Source organism: Kocuria sp. cx-455 (assembly GCF_057707085.1).
Genome location: NZ_JBYIPM010000001.1, coordinates 382,576 through 397,347 on the forward strand (window position 1 = coordinate 382,576; position 14,772 = coordinate 397,347).

A 14,772-nucleotide genomic window follows, 5' to 3' on the forward strand; every position below is an offset into this window, starting at 1 on the left:
GATGTTCGGTGCCCGGGTGACGGCCCGGGCTCAGTTGCGCGATGTGCCCATTCGGTTATACGTGATCGCCTTGGGCGGTTCATGCGTGCGGAACTCGCCGTCCACGATCACCGTCTCCGGATCCTCGGGTTTGGCCTGGGTCTCGGCGACCGTGGGCAGTTCAATGCGCTGGGGCGGCCGGTAGTACGTGCTGGTGCGCTCGGACCGGTCCGCGCCGCGATTGGCCATCATCACCGCGATCCAGGGCAGTACCGCCGCACCAATGCACAGCAGAATGCGAACCCACAGGATGTCGATGAACACCACGCCCACGATGCACACGATGCGCAGACCCTGTTGGAGGGCATACACCTTCATGCGATGAGACATGTCCTGCGTGTGCGGGCCAGCCGCCGAAGTAATCGAGTGAACTCCGGTGGCGTCTCGCGAAGGCGTGTGCGTGCGTGGCATGCTGAACAGATCCTTGGAAGTCAATGGCCGGAAAATCGCAGACGCATTATGGTGTCATGGGTTCCGGGGAGCGCGCTGAGCACTTCCTTTAATTGTCTCACCGTTGTGCTGACTCCCCAACCCGGGGGGCCCAGTTCTGTGGGTGTCCGAATAGGATTGCGTCTTAGTTCACTATTAGCGTGTTATGCGGCGTTGACCCTTGCCGCGCCGTCGTCTCGATGAAAGGTTCACCATGGCTGATCAGCCCACCGCCGAAGGCGCCCGCACCGTACTGGTTACGGGAGGCAACCGCGGCATTGGCCGCGCCATTGCCGAGGCGTTCGTGGCCGCCGGGGACAACGTGGTGGTCACCTCGCGTTCGGGCGACGACGGGCCCGACGGCGCGTTCACCGTCCAGGCGGACGTCACCGATTCCGCGTCCGTGGACACCGCGTTCAAGCAGATCGAAGAGAAGTTCGGCCCCGTGGAGGTGCTGGTGGCCAACGCCGGCGTCACCAAGGACACCCTGCTGCTGCGCATGAAGGAAGCCGACTTCCAGGACGTCATCGACACCAACCTCACCGGTGCATTCCGCGTGGTGCAGCGTGCGACCAAGGGCTTCATGCGCTTGAAGAAGGGCCGGATCGTTTTGATCTCCTCCGTGGTCGGCTTCATCGGCTCGCCCGGCCAGGTCAACTACGCATCGTCCAAGGCGGGAATGGTGGGCATGGCCCGCGCCATCACCCGGGAGTTGGGTTCCCGCGGCGTGACCGCCAATGTGGTGGCGCCCGGGTACATCGACACCGCCATGACGGACGCCCTGAGCGACGAGCTCAAGGCCGAATACCTCGCCATGATCCCGGCCGGCCGTTTCGGCGAGCCCGAGGAGATCGCCAAGACCGTTCGGTGGATCGCCTCCGATGACGCCGCCTACATTTCCGGCGCCGTCATCCCCGTGGACGGCGGCCTGGTCATGGGACACTGACTCTCAAAACAATCTTGAACAGTGCAGCGCGACAAAGGAGAACCGCATGAGTCCAGTGGCAGGTAAAACCGTAGTGATTACGGGTTCCTCGCGAGGGGTGGGCGCAGACACCGCCAAGATTTTGGCGGGGGAGGGCGCGAACGTCGTCGTCAATTACCGCCAGAAGGCGCCCCGCGCCAACAAAGTGGTCAAGGAAATCACCGAGGCCGGCGGCGCAGCAATTGCGGTCCAGGCCGACATGACGGACGTGGAGTCCCTGCGTGGTCTGTTGCAGGCCGGTGTGGACGAGTTCGGCGGGGTGGACATCTTGATCCTCAACGCCTCCGGCGGCATGGAATCGGGCATGGGCGAGGACTACGCGCTGCGTCTGAACCGTGATGCCCAGAACGATGCCCTAACCGAGGGACTCAAGGTGCTGCCCGAGGGCGGCCGCGTGGTGTTCGTGACCAGCCACCAGGCGCACTTCATCAATGACGTGGAGACCATGCCGGAGTACGAGGCCGTGGCCAAGTCCAAGCGCGCCGGTGAAGACACCCTGACCGCCCGCGTGCCGGAGATGTCCAAGCAGGGTGTGAGTTTCGTGGTGGTCTCCGCGGACATGATCGAGGGCACCGTGACCGCTACTCTGCTCAACCGTGCCCGCCCCGGTGCGCTCGAGGAACGCCGTGAATCCGCGGGCAAGCTCTACTCGGTCAACGAGTTCGCCCAGGAGATCGCCAAGATGGTTTCCGCTGACGTGGAGACCGGCCACGTGGAGCTCGTGGGCGGCGCCGAAGACTTCCTGGCCCAGGCGGGCAAGTAATTTACCTGCACTGGAGTTGTGCCGCCGGTCCGTTAGAGCGGGCGGGCGGCACACTGCGTTCTGGGCCGATCGGATGTTTTCGAGTCCGGCCCTCAAATGTGGTAAGTTACTTCTCGTTGCCAACGGCCACACGAGGTTCTTCAAGGCTTCGATTCATGGTTGTGACACCTGCGCGGGTGGCGGAATAGGCAGACGCGCTAGCTTGAGGTGCTAGTCCTCGTATTAGAGGGTGGGGGTTCAAGTCCCCCCTCGCGCACAATTGTCTTGTCTCAGGACGTTGGAAAGACCCTGAACCCTTGGTTCAGGGTCTTTTTTGTTGTCCTTGGTAGTTGCGTGTGGTGTTGAGGGTGAAGTCTGTGATGATCTCGCCGGTGGTTTTGTTGGCGATGGTGATGTGCCGGTCTTTGACGATGATCACGACGGGGGTTCGGGCGTGGGTTCGTCCGGTGGTGTTGATGCGTTGAAAGCCGGCGGGGTCGGTATTGGGTTCTACCAGTGTGGTCAGGGGCGGTTCAGCGCCACCCACTGCGTCGAGCACCAACGCATCGGTGACAGCCCGGGCCGAGACATGGTCAGCGTGCCAGGTCCATCGCGCGGCGATCTCCACGCCCTGCTCATTACCCCTCGACCGCGGTTGGTTTAGCGGTCGAGGGGTAATCGGCCCGGCGGTCGAGCACAAGCCTGATAGCTGCACCCCTGAGCGCCCGGTCAATTTTTCGGCGTGAGACCATCCCTCCAACTCGGAGGGATACGGCATCAAACCCGCTCGGCTCACCTTGTCGCGGATGCCTGGTGTGGCCGCTACGGCCACACCGGACTAGCTGAGCTGGAATTCAAACGTCCGCGTTAGCTCACGCATGCTTCTTATAGTTGCGTTCCCACCGGGCCATGAATTTGGATACTTTGGTCGGACGGGGGTACCTGTTGAGGGGTTCGATGCCACTGTGTGATTCTTGCTCGGCAACATATGACAGAGCGTTCTGGTCGAGGGTCCAGGCGAACGGCGTCTTGAGACCGACGTTAATGTACGAGTTCAGCTTCTCCAGCAGGTCAGTATCGAGCAACGTCTTGTTGGCAACGAGGTTACCGGCCATGTAGCGACGCCAGGGGACGATGCCTATGGTCCCCTCATTGCGCGGAACTGACAGCCTGAGATTCGCAGTCTTTTTTATGAACCCCGCAGGGTCATCGCGCATCAGCAGGTCCGCGTCAATGCAGTACACACTCTCGTAATGTTCGAGCAGGCTGGGCAGGGCCAGGAACCTGGCGCACGCGTAGTAGGTATGCATTTCAGTGACCCACGTGGGTGTGTCCACGGCGTAGTACGAGACGGCGGAAGGCTTGGGTTGCTTGTTGAATTTGGAAAGCACCGCGAGATATTCCTCGGCGGTATCAACAAGCTCGCGCGCAACGTCCTCGTCTGCGCACAATAGGAGGACCAAGTCGGTTTCGTGGATCTGCTGGGCATTGAACAAGATCATGGGCCCGTAGATTCGGAAGAACACCGGGTCAACGGAAATCACAAAGGCGTTCTTGTTCCCTGTATAGGCTGGCTGAGCCCAGGAGATATCGAGGTCCAGTGAGTCCCCGGTCGCGGCTCCGCCGGCCAGTTGGACATCGTTGAAGTAGCTCAGCGCACCCTGGTCCCATGTGAAGACACGCACGAGGTCATTGTGCGGGTTAGCGCGCACGGCAGCAAAGGTCTCACCCGCCACGTCCCGCGACCACAGGCTCTCCGCCTGACCACGCAACGTCAACACAGACAGTTCCTCGATACTGTCGGGAATAGTCTTAAACTCCGCCAGGGCATCAGAGACCGCTTTGGCCGACTCGGCGGTAGCATCTACCGACAGGGTCCCCATGCCAGCATCCCAGGCAGCCTCATACGCTTCCAAGGCGCCACGCACGAACCGGGATGTATCTCGATCCACCTGGTCAATCCACGGCTCAACAAACCGCCGAAATCGTTTGCAGTAACCAGCCGGCGACCGCTTAAACATCGTCTCCGCGAACTGGTAATACAGGACAATCAGCGCATAATCATACTTATCCGGGAACTCCCGAGCGTGCTCAACGATTTGCTGCGTCGAGGGAACAGGGCCCTCCCCTAACGGTCCAGACTTCAAATACCGAGTAATCTGCCAAGGTTTCAAACGCTGCGCCATAACGAAAGCCCTATTCATCTGGGGGAGTGAGGGAACCGCCAGTATATGCAGTCGAATACCAATAACCCCGCAGTGATGAACCACAGGACACCCCGCGGGACGGCAGGTCATTCAGCTGCACGGTCAACGACGGGCCCGACGGCGCGCTCAGTTCCGGCAGGGTGGTGCTGGCATCAGGGGTTGGTGATAGTGGAGCGGCTGATGGCAATGGCGCCGTTGAGGGAGATGAGTCGGCCGTAGAGGCTGGTGTTCCGGGAGGCTGTGGCGTCTCCGCTGGCGAGGTAGGTTCCTCGGCCGGTGCTGGATTCGCCCAGGGTGATGGTGGTGGTGCTTTTCCAATACACGCGGTTGGGGAAGGCGTCGTTTGTGAGGGTCACGGTGCTGCGCGGGGCAGCAGTGATGGAGGTGGCGCGGAAGATGAAGCGGGCACTGGGGTCTCCGCCGCCGTCGAGGGTCAGGGTGCCGCTGATAGTGAAGGCCCCGGTGGTGCTGGTGTAGACCCCGGGACTCAGGGTTCCGGTCAGCGTGGGTGGAATCACTTTGGTGGCGGGGTAGGCGTCCAGAGCGGTGTACAAGGTGAGGGCGTCGCTGCGGGCGTTACGGGCGTTTGTGGTGTTGCGGTCGGTGGCCCCGGTGATGTCCCAGGGCCAGAAACCGTCGATGGAGGTGCCGGGGCTGGTGGCCACGCTGCCGTTGACGGAGGAACCGGTTCCGAGGAATGAAGAGTTGCGGATACCGGTGGCCGCCAGCAGCGTGTAACCCGCAGCCCGGCCCAGGGACAAGGTGGGCAGGGCGGCCACGGTCCAGGTGTTACCCACGGTGGTCGTGCGGCCGGTGAAGCCGGCGGTGCTGGCCGGAACCCGATAGGCCACCAGTGCGCCGACGGTGGCGAGCCCTGCCAGGGCCAGGGCCGAGCGTCGGCCGGGTTCAGTGCGGCCGGCGGGCACGAGCTGAGCCCCCAGCTCCTGATCAGCAGTGTCGGCCGGAACCTGTCCTGTCTCCGGAGTCGGGTTCGAAGACCGGGGCGGGAGGGTGCGAAGCAATGCCACCAGGGCCAGCAGAGTTCCGGCCACCCACAGGGCCAGCGACAGGAAGTTGCCATGGCCGATCCATAGGGAGGGCAGCCCGATGAAGGGAACCAGCAGCCGGGTCTGGCCGGTGATTTGCTCCCTGGTCAGGGGGGGTGGAGTCGACCTCTGCGTTGGCGTCGCCGGCGGTGACATAGGTCCCGTCGTCGTTGGCGGTCACGATCCGGTGCATGCGCAGCCGTGCCACGTGGTCGGGTTCAGCGGTGGCGGGGCTGCGGTACTGGACCACCCCGCCGACCGGCACCGGTGCGTCGTCGGACAGCGCAGAGGAGACGACCACGTCCCCGGGGTCGATGTGCGGTTGCATGGACCCGGTTTGGATCACGGTGGCATGCCAGCCGCGTGCGGCGGGCACAATGGCGATGGCCACCAGGGTCAGCAGCAATCCCAGATAGACCTGCGCGATGATTCCGGCCACGAACCCTCCCCAGCCCTGTGGTGACCACAGGGCTGGGTGCGGTGCGTGCTGGCCGCCGTCGGTGCGGGCTGGCGGGGTCCGGTCGAGGGGGGCTGTCACGGCAGAGGCGGTACTCAAGCTGCGGGGCCCTCGTCACTTTGCAGCTCCCAGACCAGGTCGACACTGACGCGAGAGCCCTGGAGGGCGTCGACCTGCTGTTGGGTCATGCCGGTGGTGTCGAAGGTCCAGGTGCCCCGGTAGGTTTTCTGCTCCCCCCGGGTGCCGGTGGTGTCCCAGGGCGATGCGCCGGTGGCGTAGTCGCGGTTGGCTTTGGCCAGGGTGGACAGGGACTGGGCCGGCAGCGTCCCGGGGTCGGGGGTGAATCCGGTGCAGTCGTTGAAGGTGCCCCCGCTGCCGCGCTCGATCTGCAACATGAGGTGGTCCTCCAGACCGTTGGCGGAACTGGAGAGGTTCTGCGCGTAGGAACGCACCTCCCCGGGCACCTGGAAGAAGAGGTCACCACGATGCACTTGGTGTCGGTGGAACCCGGCACCAGGTTCTCCACAGTGAAGCCAGCCGCTCCGCGGTCGTCGTCGGTCAAAGCGACCTGACCGGTGGCCCAGGAGTTGCCGGAGTTACGGGTGGTGGCCGTGAAGGCCGCCGTCGAGCCTTGCCAGACCAGCGGGCCGGCCAGGACCACGGCGATGGGGCCAGCACTGAGGCCGGCGATCTTCCGGGTACGGGGGGGGGAGGGAGCGCGCATGACGAAATACACCTATTCATTGAAAACGGGGGGATGGTTAAGCGATAGCCAGTCCGCAGCACCTCTGGGTAGGGCGACAGCCCCAGTGGCAACGCAGCGTGACGGACGCCCAGGGGATGAGATTTGGGAAAACGTCCACCTGATGAGGCCGTGCCGGAGTTGGTTGCAATCGCAACATCATTGTCCTTGGGCACCCAAGTCAATGACATATCAACAAACTCTTTTCGCCATCTTGACCTCGCCTCGACCGCTGTCTGAGAAGACGTTCCCGGACCGCCGTGGTCTCGTTATCCTCCGAAGCGACGTCGATCATTCAAGCGCACTTCGCTGTAGCCCACGGAGACTCCAGCGCGCTGGACGACCTCGTCGTGGCGTAGCCCGGGCACCCGGCGGCGTTTGCCCCAGTTGGAAATACCGGCCACGGCCGAGGTCACAGCATTGCGACGAGACTTCAAGAACTCGCCGAGGCCGCCTGACTGGGGTGTGTTGCTCATGCAACCAGGGTACGCAGGCCCGTTGTTTCTAACGTATCCCCGACAGTGGTAGGAACCCCGGTCGCACGATCAGGGGGTGACTGGCTGCCGTCGTGAATAGCATTGAGACTGATTACCAGCCTCGCCCGGCCGTCGATGGGCGGGGCTTCATTGATTCGTCTGGAGGATGACACATGGAAAACTAACGCTCGACCGCGCTCGTTGTCGGTGTTAACGGCATCGTCGGTTCCCAGATCACCCGCCAGCTCGCCATCCGAGGTGATTGGGACGTCTACGGGTTGTCGCGCTCGGCCCATGAACTCCCGGTGGGTGTGCGCCCCGTGCTCGCGGACCTGCAGGATGCGAACAGTGCCTCCCAGGCGCTGAAAGACCTTCGACCCACGCACGTCTTCTTCACCGCGTGGTCCCCGCAGGAGACCGAGGCCGAGAACATTCGTGTCAACGGTGCGATGGTGCGCAACCTTTTCGACGCACTCGCCCCGGCCGGATCGGTGAAGCACGCCGCGCGGATGACGGGGCTGAAGCACTACATGGGCCCCTTCGAGGCCTACGGAACGGGGGAGATGAGCGAGACCCCGTTCCGGGAGGATTCCGAGCGCCTGAATACTCCGAACTTCTACTACGCGCAGGAGGACGAGTTGTTCTCGGCCGCCGAGCGCGATGCCTTCACCTGGAGCGTGCACCGAGCACACACGATGACCGGACACGCCGTGGGTAACGCCATGAACTTCGCCCTCACCCTAGCCGTGCACGGGGCCATTGCCCGCGAGACGGGCACTCCGCTGATCTTCCCCGGCACGGAGGTGGTGTGGAACTGCCTCACCGACATGTCCGACTCGCGAGTCGTTGCCGATCAAATGATCTGGGCAGCCACAACCCCTGGCATCGGTAACGAGGCGTGGAACGTGATCAACGGCGAGGTCTTCCGCTGGCGGTGGCTGTGGCCCCGCCTCGCCGACGCTCTCGGCGTCGAATGGGAGGCTCCCACGTCCGAGACACGTCCACTGGTCGAGCAGATGGCCGGAATGGAGCAGCTCTGGGCCTACGTCGCCGCCAAGTACGGACTCGCGGAGAACCGCCTAGATCATGTCGCGTCCTTCTGGCACACCGACGGCGACCTGGGCGTGAAAGTCGAGGTCATTGCCGACATGACCAAGAGCCGCCTTGCGGGGTTCGACACCTACATCAGCACCGAACGGGCATTCCTCGAACTTTTCGATCGCTACGAAAGAGACGGCCTTGTGCCCCCGCGACCTCGCCGCGCGTCATCGTAGGGGAGCGGGGCCCCGGTTCGGTTTGACACGCCGGGTGCCGTTATAACCCCTGGCCGCCTAGAAAAGGGACCTAACGGCACACCACGTGTGTGAGCGGGTTCTGCCACCACGGGCTGGGGCTGCGAAGGCAAGGCTGGCGCACCTTGTGCACCAAGCGGAACCGGGTACGAGGGACCTCGTGGCAACTGTGCAACTGACCGCCGGACTGATCGAGTACGGGGACACCGGTGGAGATGGCCGGTTGCTGGTACTTCTCCACGGCGTCCATATGGCGGCACAGTCTGGGCGCCGGTGCAGGACCGCTGGCCGCGGAGCTGATCCGCTTTGTGGAAATAATTAGGACCGTCCAATAACCCGGCGACATGGGGAATTACACGTCGAATGGGGGTTCGCCCATACTGATCTCATGGCTCAACAGACAGTGACCATCGGCCTCATGGCCGACCCAGGTCTTCCCGAGGTGGTTGCTCGATCCGTAGCCAGCTCCGTGGCGCGTGATCTGAACCGGCTCGACGATTCTGAATCCGTTGAGTGGCGCATGGATGTCAGTCGCGAAACTTTTCCGTTGACAGCCGAGAACGAGATTCCCCTCCTTACACACGCTCCAAGGTTGAAACGCAAAAACGGCTGGGACTACATCGTGTACCTGACCGATTTGCCCCGTTCCCTGGACAACAATTCATTGGTGTGCGAGGCGGACGCTACGGGTGGCACGGCCTTGATTTCCCTGCCGGCCTTCGGAGCCCTCCGGATCAGATCCAAGACTCGGCACCTGCTGACCAGGCTCCTAAGGTCCATGGACATAGATGGTTCTGGGCGCTCGAGTACGGCGGCAAGTCCCGGAGGGCTCGGCCGCAAGAGGTGGCGACGGATTCAGCACGAAAACGACCGGAACAACTACGACTTAGTCCTGGCCGGGCCCATGAGTCGGCCCAGGCTGCTCGCTGGTATGGTTCGCTGTAATCGCCCCCTGGGGCTCTTGCCGGCACTGTCCAGTTGTATGGCGGCGGCGGTGGCCACCGGTGGTTTCGGTATTTTCTACGCCTCCATCTGGAACATGTCCGACGCGCTGCCCCCACTGCGCCTGGCCATGATCAGCGTTTTCGTGGTTATCGCCTTCAGCATTTGGCTCATTGGCCACAATGGGCTGTGGAACCCCCTCAAAGGCGCGCACAGCCACATGCGGAGCGGGCTCGACAACGTTGCCACGGTGATCACCGTGGGCGTGGGTGTCACCGTGATGTACCTGGTGATTTGGGCGCTCTTGCTCGCCGCCACCATTGCCGTGGTGGACATCGAATACTTGACCGGTGACGTGGGGCATTCAGTCAATTTCACGAATTACGTGGACATCGCCTGGCTGGCTTCAGCGCTGGGGATGATGGGAGGGGCCCTGGGCTCCAACTTCGACAGCGAAAATGCCATCAGTGAAGCCACCTACACCCGCAGAGAACACGTGCGGCGCCAACTGGCCAAGGCGCGAGAAGAACAGGACTGACCGTGCACGGGCGGCGGTGAAGGGTATTGCCGGCGCGCATTGTCCCGCCGGCAATCTGCGCGACGTGCGAGTCAACAACGCCGCCCGCCTCCCCGATCGTGCGCGCGTCCCGAACCGTGTCGACAACGACATCGCGTCATACAGCTAGTAACCCGAAGGGCTCTACGCGCCGCCGGGATTCCCTCCGCGCTGAGCATCCATGGCGCGTGCGTGGGTCATGGATCTGAGCCCACCGGCGATGATCGTGGTGCCAATGATCGGTCCGACAATCCACGCCGCCGGGTACCAGACGATCAACATGACCAGCCCCACCGCCCAAAAGAGCAAACCGCCGAACCAGCCGAACCAGAGACTGGGTTGAGCCTGGGTCACATAATCGAAATGGGCCGGAAGGGGCTCGGGATCGCCGTTGACCACTTGGTCCGTGCGCCTCCGGCTGATAATCGTGTAGACGACATAGCAACCCGTGCCGGTCAGCAGCCCCAGCGCCACGTTGGACAACCAGTGTCCGCCAATGGCCACGAGCGCGCGCATGGACGCTGTGAACTGGTCGGCGATCCAGTCGTTGAGGAACGCAGAGACGAAAAAGTAGACCCCGAAGGTCAGTGCCCATCGCCAGGCCTTCTTGCGGCTTGGCTTGGCATCGTCCTTCATGAAGGCCCACCCCTGCTTTGAACCGATCAACTGATAGGTTGATTTCCCCTTCTCATCCTCGCTGATCGGGGCGCACACCACATAGACTCCCAGGTGGCCGCCGCATTCGTGGCGCGTACGCCCACGGTGCCGAGCGCCCGACTCTCCGGAACGGGACGCTCAGTGGCAACAGATGACAGGTGAACAATGCCCTCCACTGAAACCCGGTTCCCAGACACGCAGTCGCCCAGCGGCAGGAAGCCCGGCGCCGTTCGGTGGATCATTCCCATTGTGCTGGTTCTGGCGTGGCTGGGTGTCATGGGTGTTGGTGGGCCGGTCTTCGGCAAGATCTCCGATGTGGTCAGCAACTCGCAGGCGGACTTCCTTCCCGTTGACGCGCAGGCCACCGAGGTTCAGGATCGGATCGGTGCTTTCAGCGACTCGGAAGGCATCCCCGCCATCATCGTGGCCGAATCCGAGGCCGAGATCTCGGACGCCCAGCTGCGTGATGTGGGCGAAGCCACCCAGGGTCTGACCGATATCGATCAGGTCACCCAGGTGTCCCCACCCATCCCGTCCGAGGACGGCCAGGCCGTGGAAATCATTGCCCTGGTGGACGCGGAATCGGACACCGCCACGGTCGTGGAGGAGATTCGCGCCGAGCTGGCTAGCGACGCCGTGGCGGGCCTCGACGTGGCCGTCACCGGCCCCGCGGGCCTGGTGGCCGACCTCAGCGGAGCGTTCGCGGGTATTGACGGGCTCCTCTTGCTCGTTGCGTTGATTGCGGTCCTCGTGATCCTGGTTCTGGTCTACCGGTCACCGATCCTGCCCATCCTGGTGCTGCTCACGTCCTTGGCGGCCCTGTGCGGCGCAATCCTCACCGTGTACTGGATGGCCAAGGAAGAGTTTATTACCCTGAGCGGCCAAACCCAGGGCATCCTCTCAATCATCGTGATCGGCGCCGCCACGGACTACGGCTTGTTGTACACCGCCCGATTCCGCGAAGCCCTGCATCACACCACATCTCGCTGGCACGCCACCCGTGTGGCCTGGAAGGGTACGTTCCCCGCGGTCCTGGCCTCCGGCACCACCGTGATTGCCGGTTTGCTGTGCCTGCTGCTCTCGATGCTCGAATCCAATCGCGCGCTGGGCCCCGTCACCGCTATCGGCGTGGTCTTCGCGATCCTCGCGGGCCTCACTCTGCTGCCCGCGCTGTTGACCATCTTCGGCCGCGTGGCCATGTGGCCGCGCATTCCCAAGGTGGAGAACATGCCCCCGGCCCACCAGCAGGCCAATGACCTCGAGCACAAGAAGGGCCTGTGGCCCGCCGTCGCCCGCTTGGTCGACCGCAAGTCCCGCGCCGTGTGGATCGTGTGCGCGGTTGCCCTGGGCATCGCTGCGGTGGGTGCGTCGCAGCTCGACGCCGGTGGCGTCCCCGAGTCCGAATTCGTGCTGGGGGAGTCCGAGGCCCGCGACGGGCTGGCCATCATCGATCGTCACTTCCCGGGCGGCGCCGGCGACCCCGCGTACGTGCTCGCCTCCAAGGACAAGGCCCAGGACGTAGCCCAGCAGCTCGCGGACGACGACGGTGTTGCCTCCGTGGCGTTCAACGCCCAGGACTCACCGAGCGGCACTCTGCCGTACCCCGCGCCCCCGGCCGGCCCGCTGGCCGATGCGCAACCGACCGTTGATGACGGTCAGGTTCTGATCCAGGCCACCCTGGCGGACAACACGGACTCGGCCGCGGCACAGGAAACCGTTCAGCGCCTGCGAGACGATCTCGCCGGAGCGGACCCCGACGTGCTGGTGGGCGGCACCACTGCCGTGCAGGTGGACACCATTGCGGCTGCCGAGCGTGACCGCGCACTGATCATTCCCATCGTGTTGGCCGTGATCCTGGTGATCCTGATCCTGTTGCTGCGCAGCTTCCTCATGCCGCTGCTCCTGGTGGTCACCACGGTAGTGTCCTACTTGTCCGCACTTGGCGTGGCCACCGGAATATTCGTCCTGTTCGACATCAACCAGGCCGACCCCACGGTGCCCCTGTTCGGGTTCGTGTTCCTGGTCGCGCTGGGCATCGACTACAACATCTTCCTGATGAGCCGCGTGCGCGAAGAAGTCGTGCAGATCGGCCACCGCAAGGGAGTTCTGGTCGGACTGGTGACCACCGGCGGCGTCATCACCGCCGCGGGCGTGGTACTCGCGGCAACGTTCGCCGCCCTGGCCGTGCTGCCCATTCTGTTCCTGGTGCAGTTGGCCGTGGTCGTGGCCATCGGTGTGCTGATGGACACCGTGATTGTTCGCTCGCTATTGGTCCCGGCACTGGCGCTTGATATCGGCCCCAAGTCCTGGTGGCCCTCACGAATTGGGACTCCCGGCAAGCATCGCAAAATGGAAATGGCTACGGACGGGTAATTTCAGGCCCTTACCCCGCGAGGATAGACTGCATCTCATGCCCCAAAAGCTGATTGTCGTTGCGTTCGCCGTGTCTCCCGAGGACGGTGCCACCGAGTCCGTGCTGGAACGGATCGAACGTTCCGGTGGCGCGGTCGAGTCGCACAACTGGGTGCGCGTAACGGACTCCGCGTCCGACGGGCAAGCCACGGACGTGGAGGGATACAACGCCCTGACCGTGCACGTGACTGCCTCGTCCCCGGAAACACTGCGTGAAGCACTGCAGCCGGACCGTCTCGACCAGGCGTTGCCCGGTGTGGACCTCAACGTCGTTGATGCTCGCTGGTTCGACAACTCCGTGCGCAAGTTGGTGGTGACGGACGTGGACTCCACGCTCATCCGCCAAGAGGTCATTGAAATGCTGGCCGTACACGTGGGGCTCGAGGCAGAGGTCGCCGCGGTCACCGAACGGGCCATGCGCGGGGAGATCGATTTCGAGCAATCGCTGCGCGATCGTGTGGCCGTTTTGAAGGGACTGACGGCCTCGGTCATCCATGAGGTCTCGTCCGCGGTGCGCTTGTCCCCGGGGGCCACGGTTCTTGTGAAGACACTGCTGGGTTCCGGTCACGCCGTCGCCGCGGTCTCCGGTGGCTTCCATCAGATCCTGGACCCCTTGGCGGAGGATTTGGGCCTCACGAGGGCCGCGGCCAACACCCTTGAGATCGAAAACGGCGTGCTGACCGGTCGCATGACCGGGCCCGTGGTCGACCGCGAGGCCAAGGCCCGTTTCCTGAGGCAGTGGGCGGAAGAACTCGACATCGCTCCGGAGAACGTGATGGCCGTGGGTGACGGTGCCAACGACGTCGAGATGTGCCGCGCCGCGGGTTTGTCCGTGGCCTACCGCGCCAAACCCGCTCTGCGTGAGGTGGCCGACACGCAATTGAACATTCCCAATCTGGACGCGCTGCGCTTCTTCGTGGATCTGTAACCGGTCGTGGCCGTGTTCCCGGTGTGCCCGACCGCCTGTCACCTCCCGCTCACGTTAGAGTTGCGAGCATGAATGCTGTCCTGGAATTGGTGGACGTCAGTGTCGTCCGCGGCGAGAAAACCCTGTTGGATTCGGTGAACTGGACCGTTCAAGACGGTGAACGCTGGGTCATTCTCGGCCCCAACGGCGCCGGCAAATCCACGCTGTTGTCGATTGCCGCCGCTCGACTGCACCCCACGACCGGCATGGTCGACATCCTGGACGAAATTCTGGGCGCGGTGGACGTGTTCGAGCTGCGCCCGCGCATCGGCGTCAGCTCCGCCACCCTGGCCACCCAGATCCCGAACGCGGAGACCGTCCGCAATGTCATTGTCACCGCCGCCTACGGCGTGACGGGTCGCTGGCGCGAGGAATACGACGAGTTCGACGACGCTCGCGCCGTGGAACTTCTCGAGGCCTGGGGCCTGGATGAGCTCGCCGAACGCCGCTTCGGCACCCTGTCCGAGGGCGAACGCAAACGGGTCCTCATTGCCCGTGCCTTGATGACCGACCCCGAACTGCTGTTGCTGGACGAGCCGGCCGCCGGCCTGGACGTGGGCGGGCGCGAAAAGCTCGTCGCCCGCTTGGACGAGCTGGCCAAGGATCCCGCGTCACCGGCGGTCGTGATGGTCACCCACCACCTCGAGGAAGTCCCGGACGGTTTCACCCACGCCATGTTGCTGCGCGAGGGCAAGGTGGTTGCCGCCGGACCGGTCGCGCGCGTCATGACCCAGAAGAACCTGTCCGAGACCTTCAACATTCCGTTGAAGCTCGTGAAGGTCGGCAACCGTTACGCCGCCTTCGCGCGGTAATCGGGACTCAC

15 protein-coding genes, 1 tRNA gene and 1 pseudogene are annotated in these 14,772 nt (G+C 63.7%); 8 read left to right on the forward strand and 9 right to left on the reverse strand.

The features are described from left to right. Window positions 1–30: 30 nt before the first annotated feature. The gene (locus tag AC3ENJ_RS01790) at window positions 31–450 is read right to left on the reverse strand and encodes a DUF3099 domain-containing protein (RefSeq protein WP_190780351.1); all 420 of its coding nucleotides are present in this window, start codon (window positions 448–450) and stop codon (window positions 31–33) included. A 232-nt stretch (window positions 451–682) separates the two neighbouring features. Between AC3ENJ_RS01790 and AC3ENJ_RS01795 the strand changes: the two genes are divergently transcribed. From AC3ENJ_RS01795 to AC3ENJ_RS01805, 3 genes are all read left to right on the forward strand, one after another. Beyond that, window positions 683–1,414: a beta-ketoacyl-ACP reductase gene (locus tag AC3ENJ_RS01795; RefSeq protein ID WP_190807249.1), complete on the forward strand. Its 732-nt coding sequence runs from the start codon at window positions 683–685 to the stop codon at window positions 1,412–1,414. 46 nt (window positions 1,415–1,460) lie between these two features. Then, window positions 1,461–2,216: an SDR family oxidoreductase gene (locus tag AC3ENJ_RS01800; RefSeq protein ID WP_431812864.1), complete on the forward strand. Its 756-nt coding sequence runs from the start codon at window positions 1,461–1,463 to the stop codon at window positions 2,214–2,216. 170 nt (window positions 2,217–2,386) lie between these two features. Further along, a tRNA-Leu gene (locus tag AC3ENJ_RS01805) sits at window positions 2,387–2,472 on the forward strand. 45 nt (window positions 2,473–2,517) lie between these two features. Here the strand turns inward: AC3ENJ_RS01805 and AC3ENJ_RS01810 are convergent. From AC3ENJ_RS01810 to AC3ENJ_RS01835, 6 genes are all read right to left on the reverse strand, one after another. Beyond that, the gene (locus AC3ENJ_RS01810) at window positions 2,518–2,823 is read right to left on the reverse strand and encodes a hypothetical protein (protein ID WP_431812865.1); all 306 of its coding nucleotides are present in this window, start codon (window positions 2,821–2,823) and stop codon (window positions 2,518–2,520) included. Window positions 2,824–3,067: 244 nt separating this feature from the next. Next, window positions 3,068–4,381 carry a hypothetical protein gene (locus tag AC3ENJ_RS01815; RefSeq protein ID WP_431812866.1) on the reverse strand — a complete coding sequence of 438 codons (1,314 nt, stop codon included), beginning with the start codon at window positions 4,379–4,381 and terminating at the stop codon, window positions 3,068–3,070. A 173-nt stretch (window positions 4,382–4,554) separates the two neighbouring features. Next, entirely contained in the window at window positions 4,555–5,328 is a 774-nt protein-coding gene (locus AC3ENJ_RS01820) for an ice-binding family protein (protein ID WP_431812867.1), read from the reverse strand. A gap of 22 nt (window positions 5,329–5,350) precedes the next feature. Continuing rightward, the gene (locus AC3ENJ_RS01825; protein ID WP_498957807.1) at window positions 5,351–5,887 is read right to left on the reverse strand and encodes a S24/S26 family peptidase; all 537 of its coding nucleotides are present in this window, start codon (window positions 5,885–5,887) and stop codon (window positions 5,351–5,353) included. 113 nt (window positions 5,888–6,000) lie between these two features. After that, on the reverse strand, window positions 6,001–6,396 hold the full coding sequence (locus tag AC3ENJ_RS01830; protein WP_431812869.1) for a hypothetical protein: 396 nt from the start codon (window positions 6,394–6,396) through the stop codon (window positions 6,001–6,003). Window positions 6,397–6,916: 520 nt separating this feature from the next. Beyond that, window positions 6,917–7,123: a hypothetical protein gene (locus AC3ENJ_RS01835; protein ID WP_190780358.1), complete on the reverse strand. Its 207-nt coding sequence runs from the start codon at window positions 7,121–7,123 to the stop codon at window positions 6,917–6,919. Between the two features lie 206 nt (window positions 7,124–7,329). On the opposite strand from AC3ENJ_RS01835, the pseudogene AC3ENJ_RS01840 reads away from it, so the two are divergent. Continuing rightward, window positions 7,330–8,397: pseudogene (locus AC3ENJ_RS01840) on the forward strand (SDR family oxidoreductase); the annotation flags it as partial. Between the two features lie 70 nt (window positions 8,398–8,467). Here AC3ENJ_RS01840 and AC3ENJ_RS01845 read toward each other — a convergent pair. After that, on the reverse strand, window positions 8,468–8,665 hold the full coding sequence (locus tag AC3ENJ_RS01845; RefSeq protein WP_431812870.1) for a hypothetical protein: 198 nt from the start codon (window positions 8,663–8,665) through the stop codon (window positions 8,468–8,470). A gap of 138 nt (window positions 8,666–8,803) precedes the next feature. Here AC3ENJ_RS01845 and AC3ENJ_RS01850 point away from each other — a divergent pair, with 138 nt between their 5' ends. Beyond that, the gene (locus tag AC3ENJ_RS01850) at window positions 8,804–9,895 is read left to right on the forward strand and encodes a hypothetical protein (RefSeq protein WP_431812871.1); all 1,092 of its coding nucleotides are present in this window, start codon (window positions 8,804–8,806) and stop codon (window positions 9,893–9,895) included. 162 nt (window positions 9,896–10,057) lie between these two features. Here the strand turns inward: AC3ENJ_RS01850 and AC3ENJ_RS01855 are convergent, their stop codons facing one another. After that, window positions 10,058–10,549 (reverse strand): hypothetical protein, encoded by a 492-nt coding sequence (locus tag AC3ENJ_RS01855; RefSeq protein WP_431812872.1) that lies wholly within the window; start codon window positions 10,547–10,549, stop codon window positions 10,058–10,060. A gap of 186 nt (window positions 10,550–10,735) precedes the next feature. Between AC3ENJ_RS01855 and AC3ENJ_RS01860 the strand changes: the two genes are divergently transcribed. The 3 genes from AC3ENJ_RS01860 to AC3ENJ_RS01870 all read left to right on the forward strand — a co-directional run bounded on the left by AC3ENJ_RS01860 (window position 10,736) and on the right by AC3ENJ_RS01870 (window position 14,761). Further along, entirely contained in the window at window positions 10,736–12,943 is a 2,208-nt protein-coding gene (locus AC3ENJ_RS01860) for an MMPL family transporter (protein WP_431812873.1), read from the forward strand. Window positions 12,944–12,980: 37 nt separating this feature from the next. Beyond that, a complete protein-coding gene (gene serB / locus AC3ENJ_RS01865) occupies window positions 12,981–13,910 on the forward strand; it encodes a phosphoserine phosphatase SerB (protein ID WP_431812874.1) in 930 nt (309 codons plus the stop codon). Between the two features lie 68 nt (window positions 13,911–13,978). After that, window positions 13,979–14,761, forward strand: coding sequence for an ABC transporter ATP-binding protein (locus tag AC3ENJ_RS01870; RefSeq protein ID WP_431812875.1), 783 nt, complete (start codon window positions 13,979–13,981; stop codon window positions 14,759–14,761). The last annotated feature ends 11 nt before the right edge of the window (window positions 14,762–14,772 follow it).

Coding starts and splice junctions, on each gene's coding strand:
- AC3ENJ_RS01790 (WP_190780351.1), bottom strand. CDS start 450: ATGCCACGCACGCACACGCCTTCGCGAGACGCCACCGGAGTTCACTCG.
- AC3ENJ_RS01795 (WP_190807249.1), top strand. CDS start 683: ATGGCTGATCAGCCCACCGCCGAAGGCGCCCGCACCGTACTGGTTACG.
- AC3ENJ_RS01800 (WP_431812864.1), top strand. CDS start 1,461: ATGAGTCCAGTGGCAGGTAAAACCGTAGTGATTACGGGTTCCTCGCGA.
- AC3ENJ_RS01815 (WP_431812866.1), bottom strand. CDS start 4,381: ATGGCGCAGCGTTTGAAACCTTGGCAGATTACTCGGTATTTGAAGTCT.
- AC3ENJ_RS01835 (WP_190780358.1), bottom strand. CDS start 7,123: ATGAGCAACACACCCCAGTCAGGCGGCCTCGGCGAGTTCTTGAAGTCT.
- AC3ENJ_RS01845 (WP_431812870.1), bottom strand. CDS start 8,665: ATGGACGCCGTGGAGAAGTACCAGCAACCGGCCATCTCCACCGGTGTC.
- AC3ENJ_RS01850 (WP_431812871.1), top strand. CDS start 8,804: ATGGCTCAACAGACAGTGACCATCGGCCTCATGGCCGACCCAGGTCTT.
- AC3ENJ_RS01855 (WP_431812872.1), bottom strand. CDS start 10,549: ATGAAGGACGATGCCAAGCCAAGCCGCAAGAAGGCCTGGCGATGGGCA.
- AC3ENJ_RS01860 (WP_431812873.1), top strand. CDS start 10,736: ATGCCCTCCACTGAAACCCGGTTCCCAGACACGCAGTCGCCCAGCGGC.
- serB (WP_431812874.1), top strand. CDS start 12,981: ATGCCCCAAAAGCTGATTGTCGTTGCGTTCGCCGTGTCTCCCGAGGAC.
- AC3ENJ_RS01870 (WP_431812875.1), top strand. CDS start 13,979: ATGAATGCTGTCCTGGAATTGGTGGACGTCAGTGTCGTCCGCGGCGAG.